This window comes from Pseudomonas sp. CFBP2511 (assembly GCF_030209255.1).
GTDB classification, from domain to species: Bacteria; Pseudomonadota; Gammaproteobacteria; order Pseudomonadales; family Pseudomonadaceae; genus Aquipseudomonas; species Aquipseudomonas avellanae.
Genome location: NZ_JARVSI010000004.1, coordinates 37,448 through 53,078 on the forward strand (window position 1 = coordinate 37,448; position 15,631 = coordinate 53,078).

The 15,631-nt window shown below is 61.8% G+C and carries 12 protein-coding genes; 5 read left to right on the forward strand and 7 right to left on the reverse strand.

Annotated features, from left to right (window positions below):
* The first annotated feature begins 102 nt into the window (after positions 1-102).
* From QRN38_RS03070 to QRN38_RS03090, 5 genes are all read left to right on the forward strand, one after another.
* A complete protein-coding gene (locus QRN38_RS03070) occupies positions 103-1,410 on the forward strand; it encodes an MFS transporter (protein WP_005769128.1) in 1,308 nt (435 codons plus the stop codon).
* A gap of 79 nt (positions 1,411-1,489) precedes the next feature.
* On the forward strand, positions 1,490-2,482 hold the full coding sequence (gene araD1, locus QRN38_RS03075; RefSeq protein WP_057417762.1) for an AraD1 family protein: 993 nt from the start codon (positions 1,490-1,492) through the stop codon (positions 2,480-2,482).
* Positions 2,483-2,688: 206 nt separating this feature from the next.
* A complete protein-coding gene (locus tag QRN38_RS03080) occupies positions 2,689-2,973 on the forward strand; it encodes a DUF5629 family protein (protein ID WP_005769132.1) in 285 nt (94 codons plus the stop codon).
* 79 nt (positions 2,974-3,052) lie between these two features.
* A complete protein-coding gene (locus QRN38_RS03085) occupies positions 3,053-4,225 on the forward strand; it encodes a lactonase family protein (protein ID WP_057417761.1) in 1,173 nt (390 codons plus the stop codon).
* 176 nt (positions 4,226-4,401) lie between these two features.
* Positions 4,402-4,584: a hypothetical protein gene (locus tag QRN38_RS03090; RefSeq protein WP_005769138.1), complete on the forward strand. Its 183-nt coding sequence runs from the start codon at positions 4,402-4,404 to the stop codon at positions 4,582-4,584.
* Between the two features lie 264 nt (positions 4,585-4,848).
* Here QRN38_RS03090 and QRN38_RS03095 read toward each other — a convergent pair whose 3' ends face one another.
* Genes QRN38_RS03095 through QRN38_RS03125 form a run of 7 tightly spaced genes read right to left on the reverse strand, consistent with a single transcriptional unit; the run spans position 4,849 to position 15,630 of the window.
* On the reverse strand, positions 4,849-8,493 hold the full coding sequence (locus tag QRN38_RS03095) for an AAA family ATPase (RefSeq protein ID WP_057417760.1): 3,645 nt from the start codon (positions 8,491-8,493) through the stop codon (positions 4,849-4,851).
* Complete coding sequence (locus tag QRN38_RS03100; protein ID WP_011104710.1) at positions 8,490-9,734, reverse strand: exonuclease SbcCD subunit D C-terminal domain-containing protein; 1,245 nt, start codon at positions 9,732-9,734, stop codon at positions 8,490-8,492. The genes QRN38_RS03095 and QRN38_RS03100 overlap by 4 nt, the downstream gene beginning before the upstream one ends.
* Positions 9,735-9,776: 42 nt before the next feature.
* The gene (locus QRN38_RS03105) at positions 9,777-11,432 is read right to left on the reverse strand and encodes a BatD family protein (protein WP_057417759.1); all 1,656 of its coding nucleotides are present in this window, start codon (positions 11,430-11,432) and stop codon (positions 9,777-9,779) included.
* On the reverse strand, positions 11,429-13,147 hold the full coding sequence (locus QRN38_RS03110; RefSeq protein ID WP_057417758.1) for a VWA domain-containing protein: 1,719 nt from the start codon (positions 13,145-13,147) through the stop codon (positions 11,429-11,431). The genes QRN38_RS03105 and QRN38_RS03110 overlap by 4 nt, the downstream gene beginning before the upstream one ends.
* Complete coding sequence (locus tag QRN38_RS03115) at positions 13,144-14,202, reverse strand: vWA domain-containing protein (protein ID WP_024668237.1); 1,059 nt, start codon at positions 14,200-14,202, stop codon at positions 13,144-13,146. Before QRN38_RS03115 ends, QRN38_RS03110 begins: the two co-directional genes overlap by 4 nt.
* Positions 14,195-14,689: a DUF4381 domain-containing protein gene (locus QRN38_RS03120; protein WP_005740107.1), complete on the reverse strand. Its 495-nt coding sequence runs from the start codon at positions 14,687-14,689 to the stop codon at positions 14,195-14,197. Before QRN38_RS03120 ends, QRN38_RS03115 begins: the two co-directional genes overlap by 8 nt.
* Positions 14,686-15,630 (reverse strand): DUF58 domain-containing protein, encoded by a 945-nt coding sequence (locus QRN38_RS03125; RefSeq protein ID WP_003376303.1) that lies wholly within the window; start codon positions 15,628-15,630, stop codon positions 14,686-14,688. Before QRN38_RS03125 ends, QRN38_RS03120 begins: the two co-directional genes overlap by 4 nt.
* Position 15,631 lies beyond the last annotated feature (1 nt).

Consider the following 15,631-nt stretch of genomic DNA (forward strand, 5'->3'; position numbering starts at 1 on the left):
GTAGACGAGGGTTCATCCTGGCGCCTAGGCAGCTTCATCAGCACCCAGGCACAGAGGTGATCCCCGCAGGTTCCATAACAAAAACAATGGGAGACCGCCTACATGAGCCAGGAACTGCGGCTTATACGCCGCATCACGTTCAAACTGATTCCTTTCCTTATTCTGCTTTACCTCATCGCTTATGTAGATCGTTCCGCCGTGGGTTTTGCCAAACTGCACATGGGCGCGGACATCGGGATCGGCGACGCCGCCTATGGTCTGGGTGCCGGGCTGTTCTTCATCGGCTACTTCCTGTTTGAAATCCCCAGCAATCTGATGCTCGAGCGCTTTGGCGCACGCCGCTGGTTCGCGCGGATCATGATCACCTGGGGCGCGATCACCATCGGCATGGCGTTTGTGCAGGGGCCGCACAGTTTCTATGTGATGCGCTTTCTGCTGGGCGCGGCCGAGGCGGGCTTCTTTCCCGGCGTGCTTTATTACATCACTCAGTGGTTTCCGGTGCGCCATCGCGGCAAGATCCTCGGTCTGTTCATTCTGTCGCAACCCATCGCCATGATGATCACCGGGCCCGTCTCGGGCGGTCTGCTGGGCATGGACGGCGTGCTCGGCCTGCATGGCTGGCAGTGGCTGTTCATCGTCATCGGCACCCCGGCGATTCTGCTCACCTGGCCGGTGTTGCGCTGGTTGCCGGACGGTCCGCAACAGGTCAAGTGGATGGACCAGGCCGAGAAAGACTGGCTGGCCGGTGAACTGAAAAAAGACCTCGAACACTACGGCCAGACTCGGCACGGCAACCCGTTGCATGCGCTGAAAGACAAGCGTGTGTTGCTTCTGGCGCTGTTCTATCTGCCGGTGACATTGAGCATTTACGGCCTGGGCCTGTGGTTGCCGACGCTGATCAAGCAGTTTGGCGGCAGCGATTTGACCACCGGTTTTGTGTCTTCGGTGCCGTACATCTTCGGCATCATCGGCCTGCTGATCGTGCCCCGCAGTTCTGACCGCCTCAATGACCGTTACGGGCATCTGGCAGTGCTTTATGTGCTGGGCGCCATCGGCCTGTTCTGCAGCGCCTGGCTGACCTTGCCGGTCGCGCAACTGGCTGCGCTGTGTGTCGTGGCCTTCGCGTTGTTTTCCTGCACGGCGGTGTTCTGGACCTTGCCGGGTCGCTTCTTTGCCGGTGCCAGCGCGGCAGCCGGTATTGCGCTGATCAATTCGGTCGGCAATCTGGGCGGCTACATTGGTCCGTTCGTGATCGGTGCGCTGAAGGAAATGACCGGCAGCCTGGCCTCGGGCCTGTATTTCCTGTCCGGGGTGATGGTATTCGGCCTGGTGTTGACCGGGATCGTTTATCACGTGCTGGAACGTAAGCATGTGTTGCCGGCTTCTGATTTTGCGGCGAGTGCCAGGTGAAGCAGTTGCGAGCTTCAAGCTTCAAGCGGCAAGAAGAAGCAGGCCTTGGCGTTTTTAATGGTGATGCAGGGAGAATTTTATGCGGTTAGTGCAATTTGAATTGAGCAACGGTCAGCGTCGGGTCGGGCTGATTGACGGTGATCAGGTGCGTGAAGTGCAGGGTGTCGAGAGCGTTCGCGAGCTGGCGCTGGCGGCTATCGAGGCGGGTTCAGGTCTGGCTCGTCAGGTCGAGCAGCGTGGCGTTGGCGAGACGCATGACTACCCGCAATTGCTCAAGGACTTGCGGATTCTGCCGCCGCTCGACCATCCTGATCCGGCGCACTTGCTGGTCAGTGGCACCGGGTTGACGCATCTGGGCAGTGCGTCTGCGCGTGACAAGATGCACCAGCAGTCTGGCGACGAAGCGTCGATGACCGACACCATGCGCATTTTCAAATGGGGCGTGGAGGGCGGCAAGCCAGCGGCGGGGCAGGCGGGTGTTCAGCCGGAGTGGTTCTATAAAGGTGACGGCAGCATCGTCGTACGCCCTGGGCATGCGTTTTCATTGCCGCCCTTTGCCGAAGATGGTGGGGAAGAGCCTGAGCTGAGCGGCCTCTATGTGATCGGCCATGATCGCAAGCCGTATCGCCTGGGCTTCGCTCTTGGCAACGAGTACTCCGATCACATCATGGAACGCCGCAATTACCTGTACCTGGCCCACTCGAAACTGCGCGCCTGCTCTTTCGGGCCGGAGCTGCGCGTAGGCGAGCTGCCACAAAGCCTGACCGGCACCAGCCGCATCTGGCGTGATGGCAAAGTGTTGTGGGAGAAAGAATTCCTCAGCGGCGAGGCCAACATGTGCCACAGCCTGGAAAACCTTGAGTACCACCACTTTAAATACGCCCAGTTCCTAAGGCCGGGTGACGTGCATGTGCATTTTTTCGGCACCGCAACCCTGTCGTTTGCCGATGGCGTACGCACCCAGCCCGGTGATCGCTTCGAGGTCAGCCAGGCCGAGTTCGGCCAGCCGCTGATCAACGGCCTGGCGCCGAGCGAAGTGGTGTTTCAGCCGGGCGGGATTGGCAAGCTTTAACGGTGTTTTAGGCGCTACATTTTCGGCGACTACACCCGCCCTTTCGCGAACAAGTTCGCTCCCACGGCCTACGGCCAGAATCAAGAGCGGACTTGTACAACGATGAGTGCTCTGCGTCCGCTATTCACCGTGTGACGGCGATCACCGGTGTATCTCCTCCTGCCTTTTGCCCTATCATTCGCGCTTTTGCAGGCCGGATAAATATCATGACCACCACACCCACCACACTGCTCGCCGCCCTTGAAGCGACCACCATGCTGGAAATCGACGGGCTGCACGCCTGGGACTTTTCGCTTGCCGATGACCTGAACATCGAATGCATGGACGGTCGCGAGCGCAAGGTATGGCGTTTCAGCAAAGCCCAGGTCGAAGCTGCAACCTTCGATGAGTCCCTGCAAAGCTGGGTCGTCAACGATGGCAATGCCGATCACCGCATCATCTGCCTGGACGCTTTTACCCCCTCTGATGAAGATGATTCCGGGGAGGATTGATTAAATTCGGGTGGGCGCTGTCATAAACCCGACAGTGCCGTAACAGGCATCAATAACCTCAACAAAAAGGGATGCCCCCATGCCCCATAAACTCCTGCCCTGGCTGGCGATTGCCAGTGCCATGAGCGCGTTCACCCTGCAGGCCCAACCCATGCCCGATACTGAATTGCTGATGGGTTCCTACACGCAAGGCAAAAGTGAAGGGATCTACCGCTTCGGCTTCAACAGCCAGACCGGCTTGATCGATGCCAAACCGTTACAGGTCATCAAGTCCGACAACCCCTCCTGGCTGACCTTGTCCAAAGACCAGCGTCACCTGTTCGCGGTCAATGAAAACGGCCCGGGGCAAAAAGACGTGGTCGGCAAGGTCAGCAGCTTTGCGATCGACCCGAAAACCCGTCAGATCACGCCGATCAATCAGGTTCAAAGCCGTGGTGAAGAACCGACACACTCCAGCCTCAGCTACGACGGTCGCTATCTGTTCGTTGCCAACTACGCCGTGAACCCTGACCCTGGCGGCGCGCTGACAGTGGTCCCGGTAGGCAAGGACGGCACGTTGAGTGAGGCCGTTCAGGTCTTGCCACTGGGGCCCGGAAGCAAGGTCAACAGTGAGCGGCAACTGTCGTCACATGTGCATCTGGCCGTGCCGACCCCGGATAACAAGTACGTGGTGAGTGCCGATCTGGGCGCCGACAAGCTGTTTGTGTATCGCTACGACGCGAACCAGGCCAAGCCACTGCAGCCTGCCAAAGTGCCGACCGTGCAGTTGCCAGGCGGCTCGGGGCCACGTCATACCCTGTTCAGTGCTGATGGCAAGCATGCCTGGCTGGTGCTGGAAATGACGGCGCAGGTTGCTGTGTTTGATTACCACGACGGCGGCTTCAAGCAGACCCAGCTGGTCGACATGAAGAACAAAGGTGTGGAGGAGAAAAACGGTGGTGGTGCCTTGCACACTTCACCGGATGGCAAGTTTCTGTACGTGACCAATCGGGGTGACGCGAACCAGGTCGTGGTGTTCCGGATCGATCAGGCCAGCGGCAAGCTTGAAGAAATTCAGCGTCGTTCCCTTGAAGGCAAGGAGCCTCACGAGTTCGCTTTTGATCCGACCGGCAAGTTCATGCTGTTCGCCAATCAGAAGAGCAATCAGATCGTGACCGTGCGCCGTGATCCGCAAAGCGGAATGATCGGTGACACGGTGCAGAAATTTGATGCAGATTCACCGTCTTACTTGCGTTTTCTGACCGACAAGTAGGTCAGTTCGGCTCCAGCCCGCAAGATATAAGGGCTGGAGCCGTTATCATTCTTGATGATATGGGTTAGTGCTACAAAAGATTTCTGCTGAACCACCCTCGGGCGTAAGTTTGAGTCACGGCCAAGACGGCCAACACGTCAAGCAAACGTACAGACAGACAACGAGGGGTGACCGATATGAACTTCAATATTTTCTCCATCATCGCTGCATCGGCTATTTCGGCAAGCGTCGTGCTTCCGGCCAGCGCCAGTGTCGACGTCACTGATAAAAAAGCTTACGCCAGCCAGACCTACACCACGAAATATCTGCAACAAAGCGCCAATTTCTACGCCGCGCTGGACCACAAAACTCCCCAGTAAATCGTCAGCCGTCACGCTTTCGCGAGCATGTTCGCCCACACAGGTCCCTGCGACTTACTGCCCACTGCGCGGCAGGCCATGCACGGAATGTCAGGTGAGCCTGTTCGCGAAAGCGCTTATGGCGGTGGTGCATTCAAGATCGGACGCAGAGCGTCCAGAGCGGCATGCCGATGTGGAGCGTCGCACGATAGTCATAATTGAGATTATCGTTCCCTACGCTCCAGCGTGAGCATGCCGTTCGTGACGCTCTGGGTCACAGGTTTCTCAGTTACCCACCTCGACCGTACTCAACCCATTGCCCTGACGACGCACTCTGATCTGCACCGGAATTCGCTCATGCATTTCCTGTACGTGAGAGATAACGCCGACTTTGCGGCCCTGTGCCTGCAACCCGTCCAGTGCGTCCATGGCCAGTTGCAGCGACTCAGGGTCGAGGCTGCCGAAGCCTTCGTCGATGAACAGCGATTCGATACGCAGCGTGCTGGAGGCCATCGACGCCAGGCCCAGCGCCAACGCCAGCGAGACCAGAAAGGTTTCCCCGCCTGACAGCGAATGCACCGAGCGCAGTTCATCGCCCATTTCGGTGTCCATCACCAGCAGGCCGAGCATGCTTCCGCCGCGTTTCAGGCGGTAGCGGCGCACCAGTTGCTTGAGTTGCGCATTGGCGTGATGCACCAGCAGATCGAGGTTGTAGGCCTGAGCGATCTTGCGGAATTTATCACCTTCAGCCGAACCGATCAGTGACGCCAGACGAGCCCAGCGCAGGTATTCGCTGTTGGCGTCGGCGATACGCGTCTGCAGTTCGCTGTTGGCATTGCGGCGACGCTGATCTTCACTGAGTTCGGCGCGCAGGTCGGCGCACTGCTGCTCACTCTGCGCCAGTTGCTCCTGAGCCGTTTGCAGGTCGGCGGTCAGTTGCTGGTCGTCGTTCAGGTCGCTGTGCTGCGCCTGATGCTGTTGCAGGCGCTGATCACGTTCCTGCAGCAAGACTTTCGCCTGCTCCAGGTTCTTCTCGGTCGCCTGCAATTGCTGGCGCAGTTGATCGACGTGTGCGTCATCGTAGGTCAGCAGCGTGTCGAGCGCGGCATCGTCCAGTTCCGGGTGCTGACTGCGCCATTCACTGATCTGCACGTCGAGTTCGGCCAACTCTTGCTGTATGGCGTGCTGCTGTTGCTGGCCGGATTTGAGTTCGCCAGCCAGCTGGATCAACTGGCTGTGAATCTGCTGCAAGGCCTCGGCGGCCGAGCTTTCGGTTTGCCTGGCCTGCTCGATGGCGTTCTCCAGCGCCTGCTGCCATTGCTCGGCCGTGTCATGCTCGCCCAGCAGACCGGTCAGTGCCTGCTGGCTGGCCTGTTGCTGCGCGTCGAGCCGGGTGACTTCAAGCGCCAGTTCGCTCTGACGTTGCAGGCGCGCCTGCTGCTCGATTTGCTGCTTTTCGAGCTTCTGCTGGCGTTCGCGCTGTTCCTGCTGTTCTTCAGCCTGTTGCTCAAGCTGGTCCAGACGCTGGGTGATTTGCTGCTCAAGCTGCATCACCGTAGCCGATGCGTCGCTGCGCAGGCCTTCAAGCACCTGCGGCGAGACCAGCGGTGTGAACGCCGTCAGTTCTTCTTCCAGGCGCTGTTGATCGGCGTCCAGTTGCTTGAGTTGCTCGGCAACATGGCGCGCAGCGGTCTGGCTGGCGTCGGTTGCGGCCTGGAGCTGCTGCTGCAAACGGGCTGCGTCTTTCTGCAAGGTCAGCAAAGCCTGCTGACGCTGCTCGTCACGGGCGATGACTTCGTTCAACTGGCTCAGTTGCTGGCTCAGCCAGCCGTCGCGTTTATCGGCGTCGCGGTCCAGCAATTGAGCGGCGAGGGGATGGGCTTCAATGTCGGGCGCCAATGCCTGATGACGCTCAAGAAGCTGCTCGTGCTGGCGCAGCAGTTCTTTCTGGCGAGCGATCACGCCACCCACCTGTTCACGCAACTGATTGCGCTGTTCGGTCAGCAGGTCTACCGCTTTCTGCGCGCTGGCCTGCTCGTCGTCGTCATGCCGGGTGAGGCTTTCAAGCAACGCTTCGGGCTGATGCCACGGATGCTCGACGCTGCCGCAGACCGGGCAGGGCTGGTCGTCCTGCAACTGCACGCGCAGTTCTTCGACACTGGCGCTGCGGGCCAGGCGTTGACGCTCCAGCAGTTGCCGGGTGACGGTCAGGGTCTGCTCGGCGACTGCCAGTTCGTCACGAACCCGCAGGCCTTCACTGTTGAGCTGTTCGCGTTGCTGCTGAGCACTTTGCTGTTGCCGGGTCAGATCAGCAAGCTGACGGTCGACGTCTTGCTGGCTGGCCCACAGGCGAGTCAGTTCTTCAAACGCGCGTTGCTGTTTACGGTTGTCCTGCAACAGGCTGCCAAGAATCTGCACCTGCTCGGTCACAGCCTCGACTTCGCAGTCGGCTTCGCGATAGAGCAATTCCAGCGCGCTGCGCTGCTCGTCCAACTGCTGGTCGGCGACGCCAGCGCGTTGTTGCAGCGCTGGCAGCTCACTGTGCCCGTGCTTGAGGCGGTTGGCGATCAGCGTCAGGGATTTCAGGCGGTCGCGCCAGGCGTTCCAGGCCTGAGCCAGCGGGGCCAGCTCGCTGCTGCGTTGCAGTTGTTCGGCAATCCGTTCAAGGCGCTGCGCAACCTGTTGCTGCTGGTCGAGCAGGGTTTGCAGGCTGGCCTGACCTTCAGCGCAAAGCTGCCCGGTGTGCTGATGCAGGTCGCAGGCCTTGGTCAGTTCCTGGGCCAGGTGATTGAGGGTGTTCTGGGCATCAAACGCCTGTTGCAACAGCGGTTTGGCGCTGCCGTGTTGCTGCTGCGCGTCCAGCAGGCTGGTGTGCGCCTGAGCGCGGTGGGTTTCCAGCTGTTGTTGCTGGCCCTGCAGCGAGGTGTGTTGAGCCTGATGCTGACGAATCTGCTCGGCCAGCGGGTCGAGCTGGGCGTTCAAGGTGGTCCGGCGGGCAAAGCGATGGCGTTGCGGGCCCAGACGCTCCAGTTGGCCGAGAGTTTGCCGCTCGCCGCTTTGCTGGTCCCAGGTCTGTTGCGCACTGTTCAGCGCTTCCTGCGCGGCGAGCTGTTCGTCACGCAGACGATGCAGCTCGATCAGCCATTGCTGCTTGAGTTCCAGCTGCCGCTGTTGTGCTTGATGGGCTTTGAGGTGTTGCTGTGCGTCGCTGAAGCGCTGTTCCAGCTCGACCAGTTGCTCCGGGCCCAGCGGGACGATGTTGCTGGCTTGGGTGGTGAGGGCTTTCAGCGCTTCTTCGGCTTCCTTGCTCTTGCTGTAGGCGCGCCGACCCAACTGGCTGTAGATCGCAGTGTTGGTCAGCTTTTCCAGCAGTTCGCTGCGTTCCTTGTCATCAGCTTTTAGAAAGGCACTGAACTCGCTCTGGGCGAGCATCACGGCGCGGGTGAACTGCTCGAAATTCAAGCCCAGACGGCTTTCGATCAGTTGCTCGAATTCTCGCTTGCTCTGGTTGCTGAGGATTTGCTCGCTGTCCAGATCGGTGAGCGTCTGACGGCTGGCCTGTAGCTTCTTGGTGGCGTTGTCCCGTGCGCGATTGGTTTCCCAGCGGGCCCGATAGCGACGCTGATCGATACCGATGAAATCCACCTCGGCGTAACCGCTTCCGGTGCCACGACGCAGCAGGGTGCGCGGGTCACTGGTGGTGATGTCGCCGTCGATGTCCGGGACCTTGGACTGACCGATATTGCTCAGCCGCGGAATCGCCCCGAACAGCGCCAGGCACAGGGCATCGAGCAAGGTGCTTTTGCCCGCGCCGGTAGGCCCGGTAATCGCGAACAAGCCGGCGCTGACCAGCGGCTCGGCGGTGAAATCAATTTCAAACGGCCCGGCCAGCGAGGCCAGGTTTTTCAGGCGAATGGCAAGAATCTTCATGGCTGTTCGCTCTCCTGCTGAACTTCACGCAGCAGCGTGGCGAAATCGGTCAGGGTCTGTTCGTCCACCTCGCTACCAAAGTTGTCTTGCCAGGCACGGCTGAACAATTCCTGTGGGGTGAGCTGGTCCAGTTCGATCAGGCCCGCCTCGCCGTCGCTGCCATCGGCGCTGCCTTTACCGGCGTATTCGGCACCGATGCGCACCAGCCGTACGGCCTTGCCTTGCAGCGCGGTTTCGATCTGGTTGCGCAGGTCCGGTTGCGGCTCATCCAGACGCACGCGCACTTCCAGCCACGGCTGGCGGTCCGGGTCGGCGAGCAGGTCGATGTCCGGCAGCGACTTGAGCTGCACCAGCAGATCAGCCAATGGCGCAGGCCCGAGACGTTGCAGGTTGACGGCGCGCGGGATCAGGCAGGGCTCGACGCTGGTCAGCGTGTCGCCGTCGCAATTGATCTCGAGAATCTGATGCTGGTAGCCGATTTCCGAAAAGGACAGCGGGATCGGCGAGCCGCTGTAGCGAATACGCTCTTCACCATTGACCCGCTGCGGCTTGTGCAGATGGCCGAGGGCGACGTAGGTGATGCTCGGCCCGAACAGGCTGGCGGGCAAGGCTTCGGCGTTGCCGATGATCAGGCTGCGTTCGGAGTCTTCCGAGACCGAGCCGCCCGCCATGTGTGCGTGGCTGATGGCGATCAATGCCTGGCCTGGCTGGCGCTTGAGATTGGCCGCATCGATCAGCAGTTCATGCACCCGGCCAATGCCGCGCAGGTAGTCATCACCCAGGGTCGGGCCGGTGACTTCAGCGGGGCGCAGGAAGGGCAGCGCCAGGCACCAGGCCTTGATGTCGCCATTGGCATCGGGCAACGGCAGCAGCAGACGTTCGGCATCCAGTACGCCGTCGTTCAGCCACATCACCCTGCCCAGCGCATGGGTGCGCAGACGGCGCATCAGCGGCGCGGGCAGTTCGATGCGCGACCCGGAGTCATGGTTGCCAGCAATCATCACGATGGTCAGCAGCGGCTGTTGCTCGTGGGCGTTGACGATGAAGTCGTACAGCCGTTCCTGGGCTTTGACCGGCGGGTTGACGGTGTCGAAGATGTCGCCTGCTATCAGCAGCACATCAGGTTGTCGTTCGGCCAGACGGGCCAGCAGCCAGGTCAGAAAGCAGGCATGTTCGAAGTCCCGTTCCTGGCCATGCAGGTTCTGACCCAAATGCCAGTCGGAGGTGTGAAACAGACGCATTGGTTTACCTTGTCGTGTAAGGGTAATGCCTGCGCTGCATCCTCACTTGGGATACAGCGGCGGCAACCCGGCATCGCCTGCCGGGTCCTGAATATGTTCGGCGGCCGGCAGTTTGCGCACGGCGCGCCAGAGGTCTTCGCCCAGCCACAGCTTGCCGGTTTCGCTATAAAGCGCACCGTTCAGGCCGTCCAGCGCATCAGACAGCGGCACGAAGCGCGCTGCCATTTCGGCAAGGGTTTCCGGCTGTTGGCGGGCCCAGGCGTCGAGTGCCTGACGGGTCCCTTGTGGGTCGTTGGCCAGGCAGGCGCGCTTGAGATCATCCAGCACGGTACGCGGGCTCGGCCCGGCCTGCACGGTCCGGGCGATTGCCGGTTGCCCACGCGCCCGCCACCACAGCGCAAGGCCCAGCAGGGTGGTGCAGACAAACAGCAACGTGCTCAATTGCCAAGGCCAGACCGGCGGGCCGATCACGGTCATACCGCCTTGCTCATTGCTCACCGGTGTGTCCACCGCAAGCCCGGGGTTGTTGCTGATCTGCAGGGTTCGCGCCGGCAGGCTGGTGTGTTCCAGGTAGTCTTCACGGGTGTTCCACCAGGTCACTTCGACGGCAGGCAGTTCGATTGCTCCTGCACGACCGGGTACCAGTGCCTCGCGCTCTTCACGCGTGCCGATCAGGCCCCGTTCGCTGGGCAGGTTGCGCAATTGTGGCTGATCAGGATAACGCCGCAGGCTCGGCACTTCGGTCGGCGCAAGCGGCGGCAATTGCGCACCGGCCAGCCCCTCTGCCTTGAGGGTGATGGTTCGGGTCAATGAGTCGCCGACCTGAGTGGTACCCGGCTCCGGGCTCCAGTTTTCTTCGAGGCTGATGCTGCGCGCTGGCAACCAGGCGATGTCGGCCGGGTAGTTGGCAGGCTTGGGTTTGACGGTCAGCGGGACTTCGGCGGACTTGACCCGCACTGATTTGCCCGGTTGCGGGCCGAACGGATTGGCCTCCTGGCCCTGCGCTTCGGCAGGGGGTTGCACCAGCGTGGCACTGAAAACCTGCGACGGGATGGTAAGCACGCCGCTTTGCTGCGGGTAAATCGCGTAGCGTGTCTCTATCACGCCGTGGCGCACGCCATTGATGAGCTTTTCGTAGGTGCGCGCGTCGCCGAGTTTTTCGACCCGCGCATCCGGCACTTGCAAGGGGCTCAGGCTGCTGTCGTCGAAAAGCGACACCGAATGATAGACGCGCAGGGTCAGCACGGCCTGAGCCTGAACATAGACGCTGTCCTGATCAAGACTCGCTTCGATGAAGATCGACGCCAGGTGGCTGGCTGGTTCCTTGGTTTCGCTCTGCATGACCTGCAAGGTCAGGGGCTGGCTTTTCAGTTCACCCAGCTGCAACGAGGGGATGATCACGCTGCCGGTCTCGCGTGGCAGCAGCGTGACGATCCAGCGCGTGGTGGCCTGGCTGCTGCCGTCGAGTGTCTTCAGGCTGTTGAGCTGGCGGGTATCACGTACCTCGAAACTGGCCTCCAGTGAGCTCATATCGGGTTTGCCGAACTGCGTGACGTCGTCGGTTTCCAGCGTCAGCTCGACCGTTTCACCCGCATTCAGGCGCGTGCGGTCAACGCTGGCCGTCAGTTGCGCAGCCTGCAACGACAAGGCGATCAGGCTGAGCAGCAGGCCGGTCAATAAGGTGTACACGCGACTCATCGGGTCTTTTCCTGATGTTGCTGTTCGTAGCGGAATTTGCGCCTCAGCAGTTCGCCCGGATCATCCGGAATCTGCCTCAGCCACTGCTCCAGCTCCTGACGCCGCTCGCCGGTGATCGGGCTGTCGGCGCCCGGAGTCGGCGGGCGAGTGGTGTGTTCGTCGTCCATCGCCGAGCCTGAGGCCGCCTGGCCGCTGGTATCCGGCGGCAGGCTTTCACTGGTGCCGGGCTGGTCCGTTCGGGACGGGTTTTCATCGGCTGGCGACGCGCTGCTGTTCGGGTCCTGTGAGGCTTGCTGGCCTTCCTCGCCCTGATCGGCCTTGTTTTGCTCGTCCTGCGCAGGCTTTTGCACCTTGGCCTGATCCAGCACACCCTGCACCAGCGCCCGATTGGCTTGCGCGGCAGGAAACTCCGGCTGGCGGTCCAGCGCCTGTTCGTAGGCATCCAGTGCAGCTTCCAGCTCACCACTGCGCGCCAGCGCATTGCCACGATTGTAGTGGTCTGTCGCGCTGTTGCCTTGGGCAAACTGCCGGGCGGCGCTGGCGTAATCCTGCGCTTCGTACAGCGCTACGCCTTTCCAGCGCACATCGTCAAAGCGCTGCGCAGCCTCGGCTGGCCGATGCTGTTCCAGCAGCCGCTGGCCCTGTTGATCGGGGCGCAGCCACAGGTCCTGAAACTCGAACGCCTGGCTGTTCTGCGGAAACACGAACACCAGCGGCAGACAGAACAACCAGCCGCGTCGGCCCGCCAGCGCGGCGATCAGCAACAGCGGCAACAGCAACCAGTGACCCTGATCGGCCCAGGTATCGAGTTGCACCAGTTGCCCGTCGCTGCGCACGTGCTGAGGGCTGGCCAACAGCCCGAGGCTGCGCAGGTCTTCTTCGTCGCCGCGCGCCTGACGGTAGCTGCCGCCGACCTGATCGGCGAAGTCATTGAGGCTGGCGCTGTCCAGGCGTGGCACCAGAATCGCGCCCTGATCGTCCTTGAACAGGCTGCCGTTTTCCTGGGTCACCGGCGCGCCTTCGGCCGTGCCGATGCCGAGGATCAGCAACGGCGGCGACTGGCCGCGCAGGGCTTCGCGAATGCCTTGGCGCTCCTGCTCACTCAGCGACGAGGTGAGCAGCAGAATTCTCCCCTGACCCAGCGCGCCTTGCTTGAGCAGGGTCAGCGCCTTGTGTACCGCCAGGTCGGCGCGCTGGCCGGTCATGGGCATGATTGACGGCCTGGTGGCATCAAGCAGGTTATGGCTGGTGACCAGATCGTCGGACAGCGGCACCAGCGTGTGCGCGCTGCCTGCGTAGACGACAATGGCGGTTTGCGCGTCGCTGCGTTTCTGCAACAGGTCCAGCAGTTTGCGCCGGGCCTGTTCAAGGCGCGTCGGTGGCGTGTCGGTGGCGAGCATCTGCGGGGTCAGCTCGAGTATCACCACCAGCGGATCGACCGGCTTCTGGCTGATTTGCTCGACGCGCTGCCAGCTCGGCCCTAGCAGGGCGAACAGTGCCAGCAACCAGGCCAGCCCCAGCGCGAGCCACGGCAATTTGCTGTTGCTGCCTCGCCCGCCATTGAGCAAAACGGCATGAAAGTGCGTGGGCAGCAGCATTTGCCAGCGCCCGGCACGTTTCTGCCGATGCCAGAGCCGCCAGATCAGCAGTGCCAGCAATGGCAGAATCAACAACCATTGGGGGCGGAACCAGTGCGGCCAGAGCGCGGCGATCATCGCGACCTCCGCAGACGATTGAGGCGCTCGCGCCATTGAATGGAACGGGCAAGTGCAAGCAGGCGTTGCAGGGCATTGTTGGGCCACAGTTCGCGCAATACCAGCAGCACACTCAGCAGCAGGGCGCTCCCCAGCGGCCATTGATAAAGCGTCTGTGCCGGGCGCGCCTGGGTGGGCTGCTGGGCAACCGGCTCCAGCGCATCGAGGGTGGCACGGATCTTTTCCAACTGGTCGCCGTCGCGCGCGCGGAAATACTGGCCGCCACTGATACTGGCGATTTCCTTGAGCGTCGGTTCGTCCAGGTCAAGGCTCGGGCTCAGGCCCAGCGCGCTTTGCAGGGCGTCTTTATCGGGGTCCGAGCCGATGCCGATGGGGTAGATTTTCACGCCTTCTTCGGCGGCCAGCCGTGCGGCAGTAATCGGATCGATCTGCCCCGCGTTGTTGGCGCCATCGGTGACCAGCACCAGCACACGGCTGTTGGCCGGGCGCAGGCGCAGGCGTTTCAGGGCCAGGCCGATAGCATCGCCAACGGCGGTATTCTTGCCTGCAATGCCTATTTTCGCTTCGTCGAGCCAGACCCGCACGGTGCGTCGGTCATAGGTCAGCGGTGCTTGAACAAATGCCTGCGTGCCGAACAGGATCAGGCCGACCCGATCACCCTTGCGGCCTTCCAGAAAGTCGCCAAGCAGTTGCTGGACCAGCACCAGTCGGCTGACTTCATCGCTTTTCCACTGCATGTCGGGGTAGTCCATCGACCCGGACACATCGACCGCCACCAGCAGGTCGCGACCGCTGGCCGCCACCGGCAAGGGTTCGCCCAGCCATTGCGGGCGCGCAGTTGCAATCAGCAGCAACAGCCAGATCAGCAGAAACGGCGCACGTTGGCGCCAGACCGGCAGATTGGCCTTGGCACGGCGTCCGCTCAGCCCTTCGAGTTCGCCGAGAAAACTGACCTTGAGTGCCGGTTCGCCACTGTCAGCCATCGGCAGCAAGGCGCGCATCAGCCACGGCAGTGGCAGCAGGACGAAAACCCAGGGCCAGACGAATTCAAACATGTTTGCGAATCCACGTATCGACCGCCTGGGTCAGCCCGGTGATGGCCTTGTCATCCAGCTTGCACTCGGGTTTGTAAGCGCCTTCGACCAGAATCATCCAGCGCGTCAGGCCCGCGGCCGGGCAGCGATTGTCGAGGAACGCCAGCCATTTGCGGCCATTGAGGGTGTGGCTCTGGCTGTGCGGGTAATGATTGCGACACAGGCGTTTGAGCAGCCCGTTGATCTGTTGCAGCCAGGCACCGGCGGGCGCGCCGTCATAGGGTTTGGGCAGGCTGGCCAGCTCCGCGAGGGCTGCGACGCGAACCGGGTCCAGTGGTTGCTCGCTGCGTACCTTGCCAGCCTTGACCGGCAGCAGTCGGCGTAAGCGCCACAGGCCCCAGCCCGCAGCTGGGATCAGCAACAGCAGCGCCCACCACCCCGGCGCGAGCGGCCAGAAGCCGACAGCGTCGGGGGCGATCAGCGGTTGCAGTTGATCCAGCGGGTTCATTTGCGTTTTACCGGACGCTGGGCGTTGAGGTATTCACGCAGTTGCTCGACCAGTTCGCTTTGCGTGCTCAGGGGCATGAGCAATACACGCAGCTTTTGCGCGAGCAATTCCCAGCGGGCAGAGCGGTCTTCGCCCTGTTGCCGATAGGCGCGGCGCAACTCGGGGTTGAGGGTGTCGAGTTCCAGTTGCGCGCCGCGCTCGGCAAAGCGCAACAGGCCTGCGGCAGGCAGGGCGCGGTCCAGCGGGTCGGACAACGGCAGCAACAGCAGGTCGCTGTGGCGTGAGAGCAGGCTCAACTGTTGTTCGGCAACATCGGACAGCGCGCGCTCATCACACAGCACGATCACCAGGCTGCCGGGGCGCAGCACTTCGCGGGCGCGCCGCAATGCAGTACCAAAGGCATCGCGGTCGGCGGGGATTTCCGTGTGCAACGACTGGTTGACCCGCACCAGGCGGTTGAGCAGTTGCAACAGGCTCTGCTTGCTGCGTCGCGGTTTGATTTCATAGTGCTCGTTATCGCCGAACACCAGCCCGCCGACCCGGTCGTTGTGCTCCAGCGCGGCCCAGCCGATCAGCGCGGCAGCCTGAGCGGCCAGCACCGACTTGAACATCAGGCCGGAGCCGAAAAACAACCGGCGGCTTTGTTCCACCAGAATGAAAATCGGCCGCTCGCGCTCTTCATGGAATAGCTTGGTGTGCGGTTCCTGGGTACGGGCGGTGACGCGCCAGTCGATGCTGCGCACGTCATCGCCCGCCTGATAGACGCGCACCTGATCAAAGTCCACACCCCGCCCGCGCAGCTTGGAATGGTGCAGGCCGATCAACGGGCTGCGTCGGCTCGGCGTGGAAAACAGCTGCACTTCCCGTACCCGATGACGCATCTCGATCAGCTCGCTGAGGCTGACACGAATGCCCGGCTGGGGGATCAGGTAGGGTTGCATG

Excerpts from the sequence above, each read along its gene's own strand:
- QRN38_RS03070 (WP_005769128.1), top strand. The coding sequence starts at position 103 with ATGAGCCAGGAACTGCGGCTTATACGCCGCATCACGTTCAAACTGATT.
- araD1 (WP_057417762.1), top strand. The coding sequence starts at position 1,490 with ATGCGGTTAGTGCAATTTGAATTGAGCAACGGTCAGCGTCGGGTCGGG.
- QRN38_RS03080 (WP_005769132.1), top strand. The coding sequence starts at position 2,689 with ATGACCACCACACCCACCACACTGCTCGCCGCCCTTGAAGCGACCACC.
- QRN38_RS03085 (WP_057417761.1), top strand. The coding sequence starts at position 3,053 with ATGCCCCATAAACTCCTGCCCTGGCTGGCGATTGCCAGTGCCATGAGC.
- QRN38_RS03090 (WP_005769138.1), top strand. The coding sequence starts at position 4,402 with ATGAACTTCAATATTTTCTCCATCATCGCTGCATCGGCTATTTCGGCA.
- QRN38_RS03095 (WP_057417760.1), bottom strand. The coding sequence starts at position 8,493 with ATGAAGATTCTTGCCATTCGCCTGAAAAACCTGGCCTCGCTGGCCGGG.
- QRN38_RS03100 (WP_011104710.1), bottom strand. The coding sequence starts at position 9,734 with ATGCGTCTGTTTCACACCTCCGACTGGCATTTGGGTCAGAACCTGCAT.
- QRN38_RS03105 (WP_057417759.1), bottom strand. The coding sequence starts at position 11,432 with ATGAGTCGCGTGTACACCTTATTGACCGGCCTGCTGCTCAGCCTGATC.
- QRN38_RS03110 (WP_057417758.1), bottom strand. The coding sequence starts at position 13,147 with ATGATCGCCGCGCTCTGGCCGCACTGGTTCCGCCCCCAATGGTTGTTG.
- QRN38_RS03115 (WP_024668237.1), bottom strand. The coding sequence starts at position 14,202 with ATGTTTGAATTCGTCTGGCCCTGGGTTTTCGTCCTGCTGCCACTGCCG.
- QRN38_RS03120 (WP_005740107.1), bottom strand. The coding sequence starts at position 14,689 with ATGAACCCGCTGGATCAACTGCAACCGCTGATCGCCCCCGACGCTGTC.
- QRN38_RS03125 (WP_003376303.1), bottom strand. The coding sequence starts at position 15,630 with ATGCAACCCTACCTGATCCCCCAGCCGGGCATTCGTGTCAGCCTCAGC.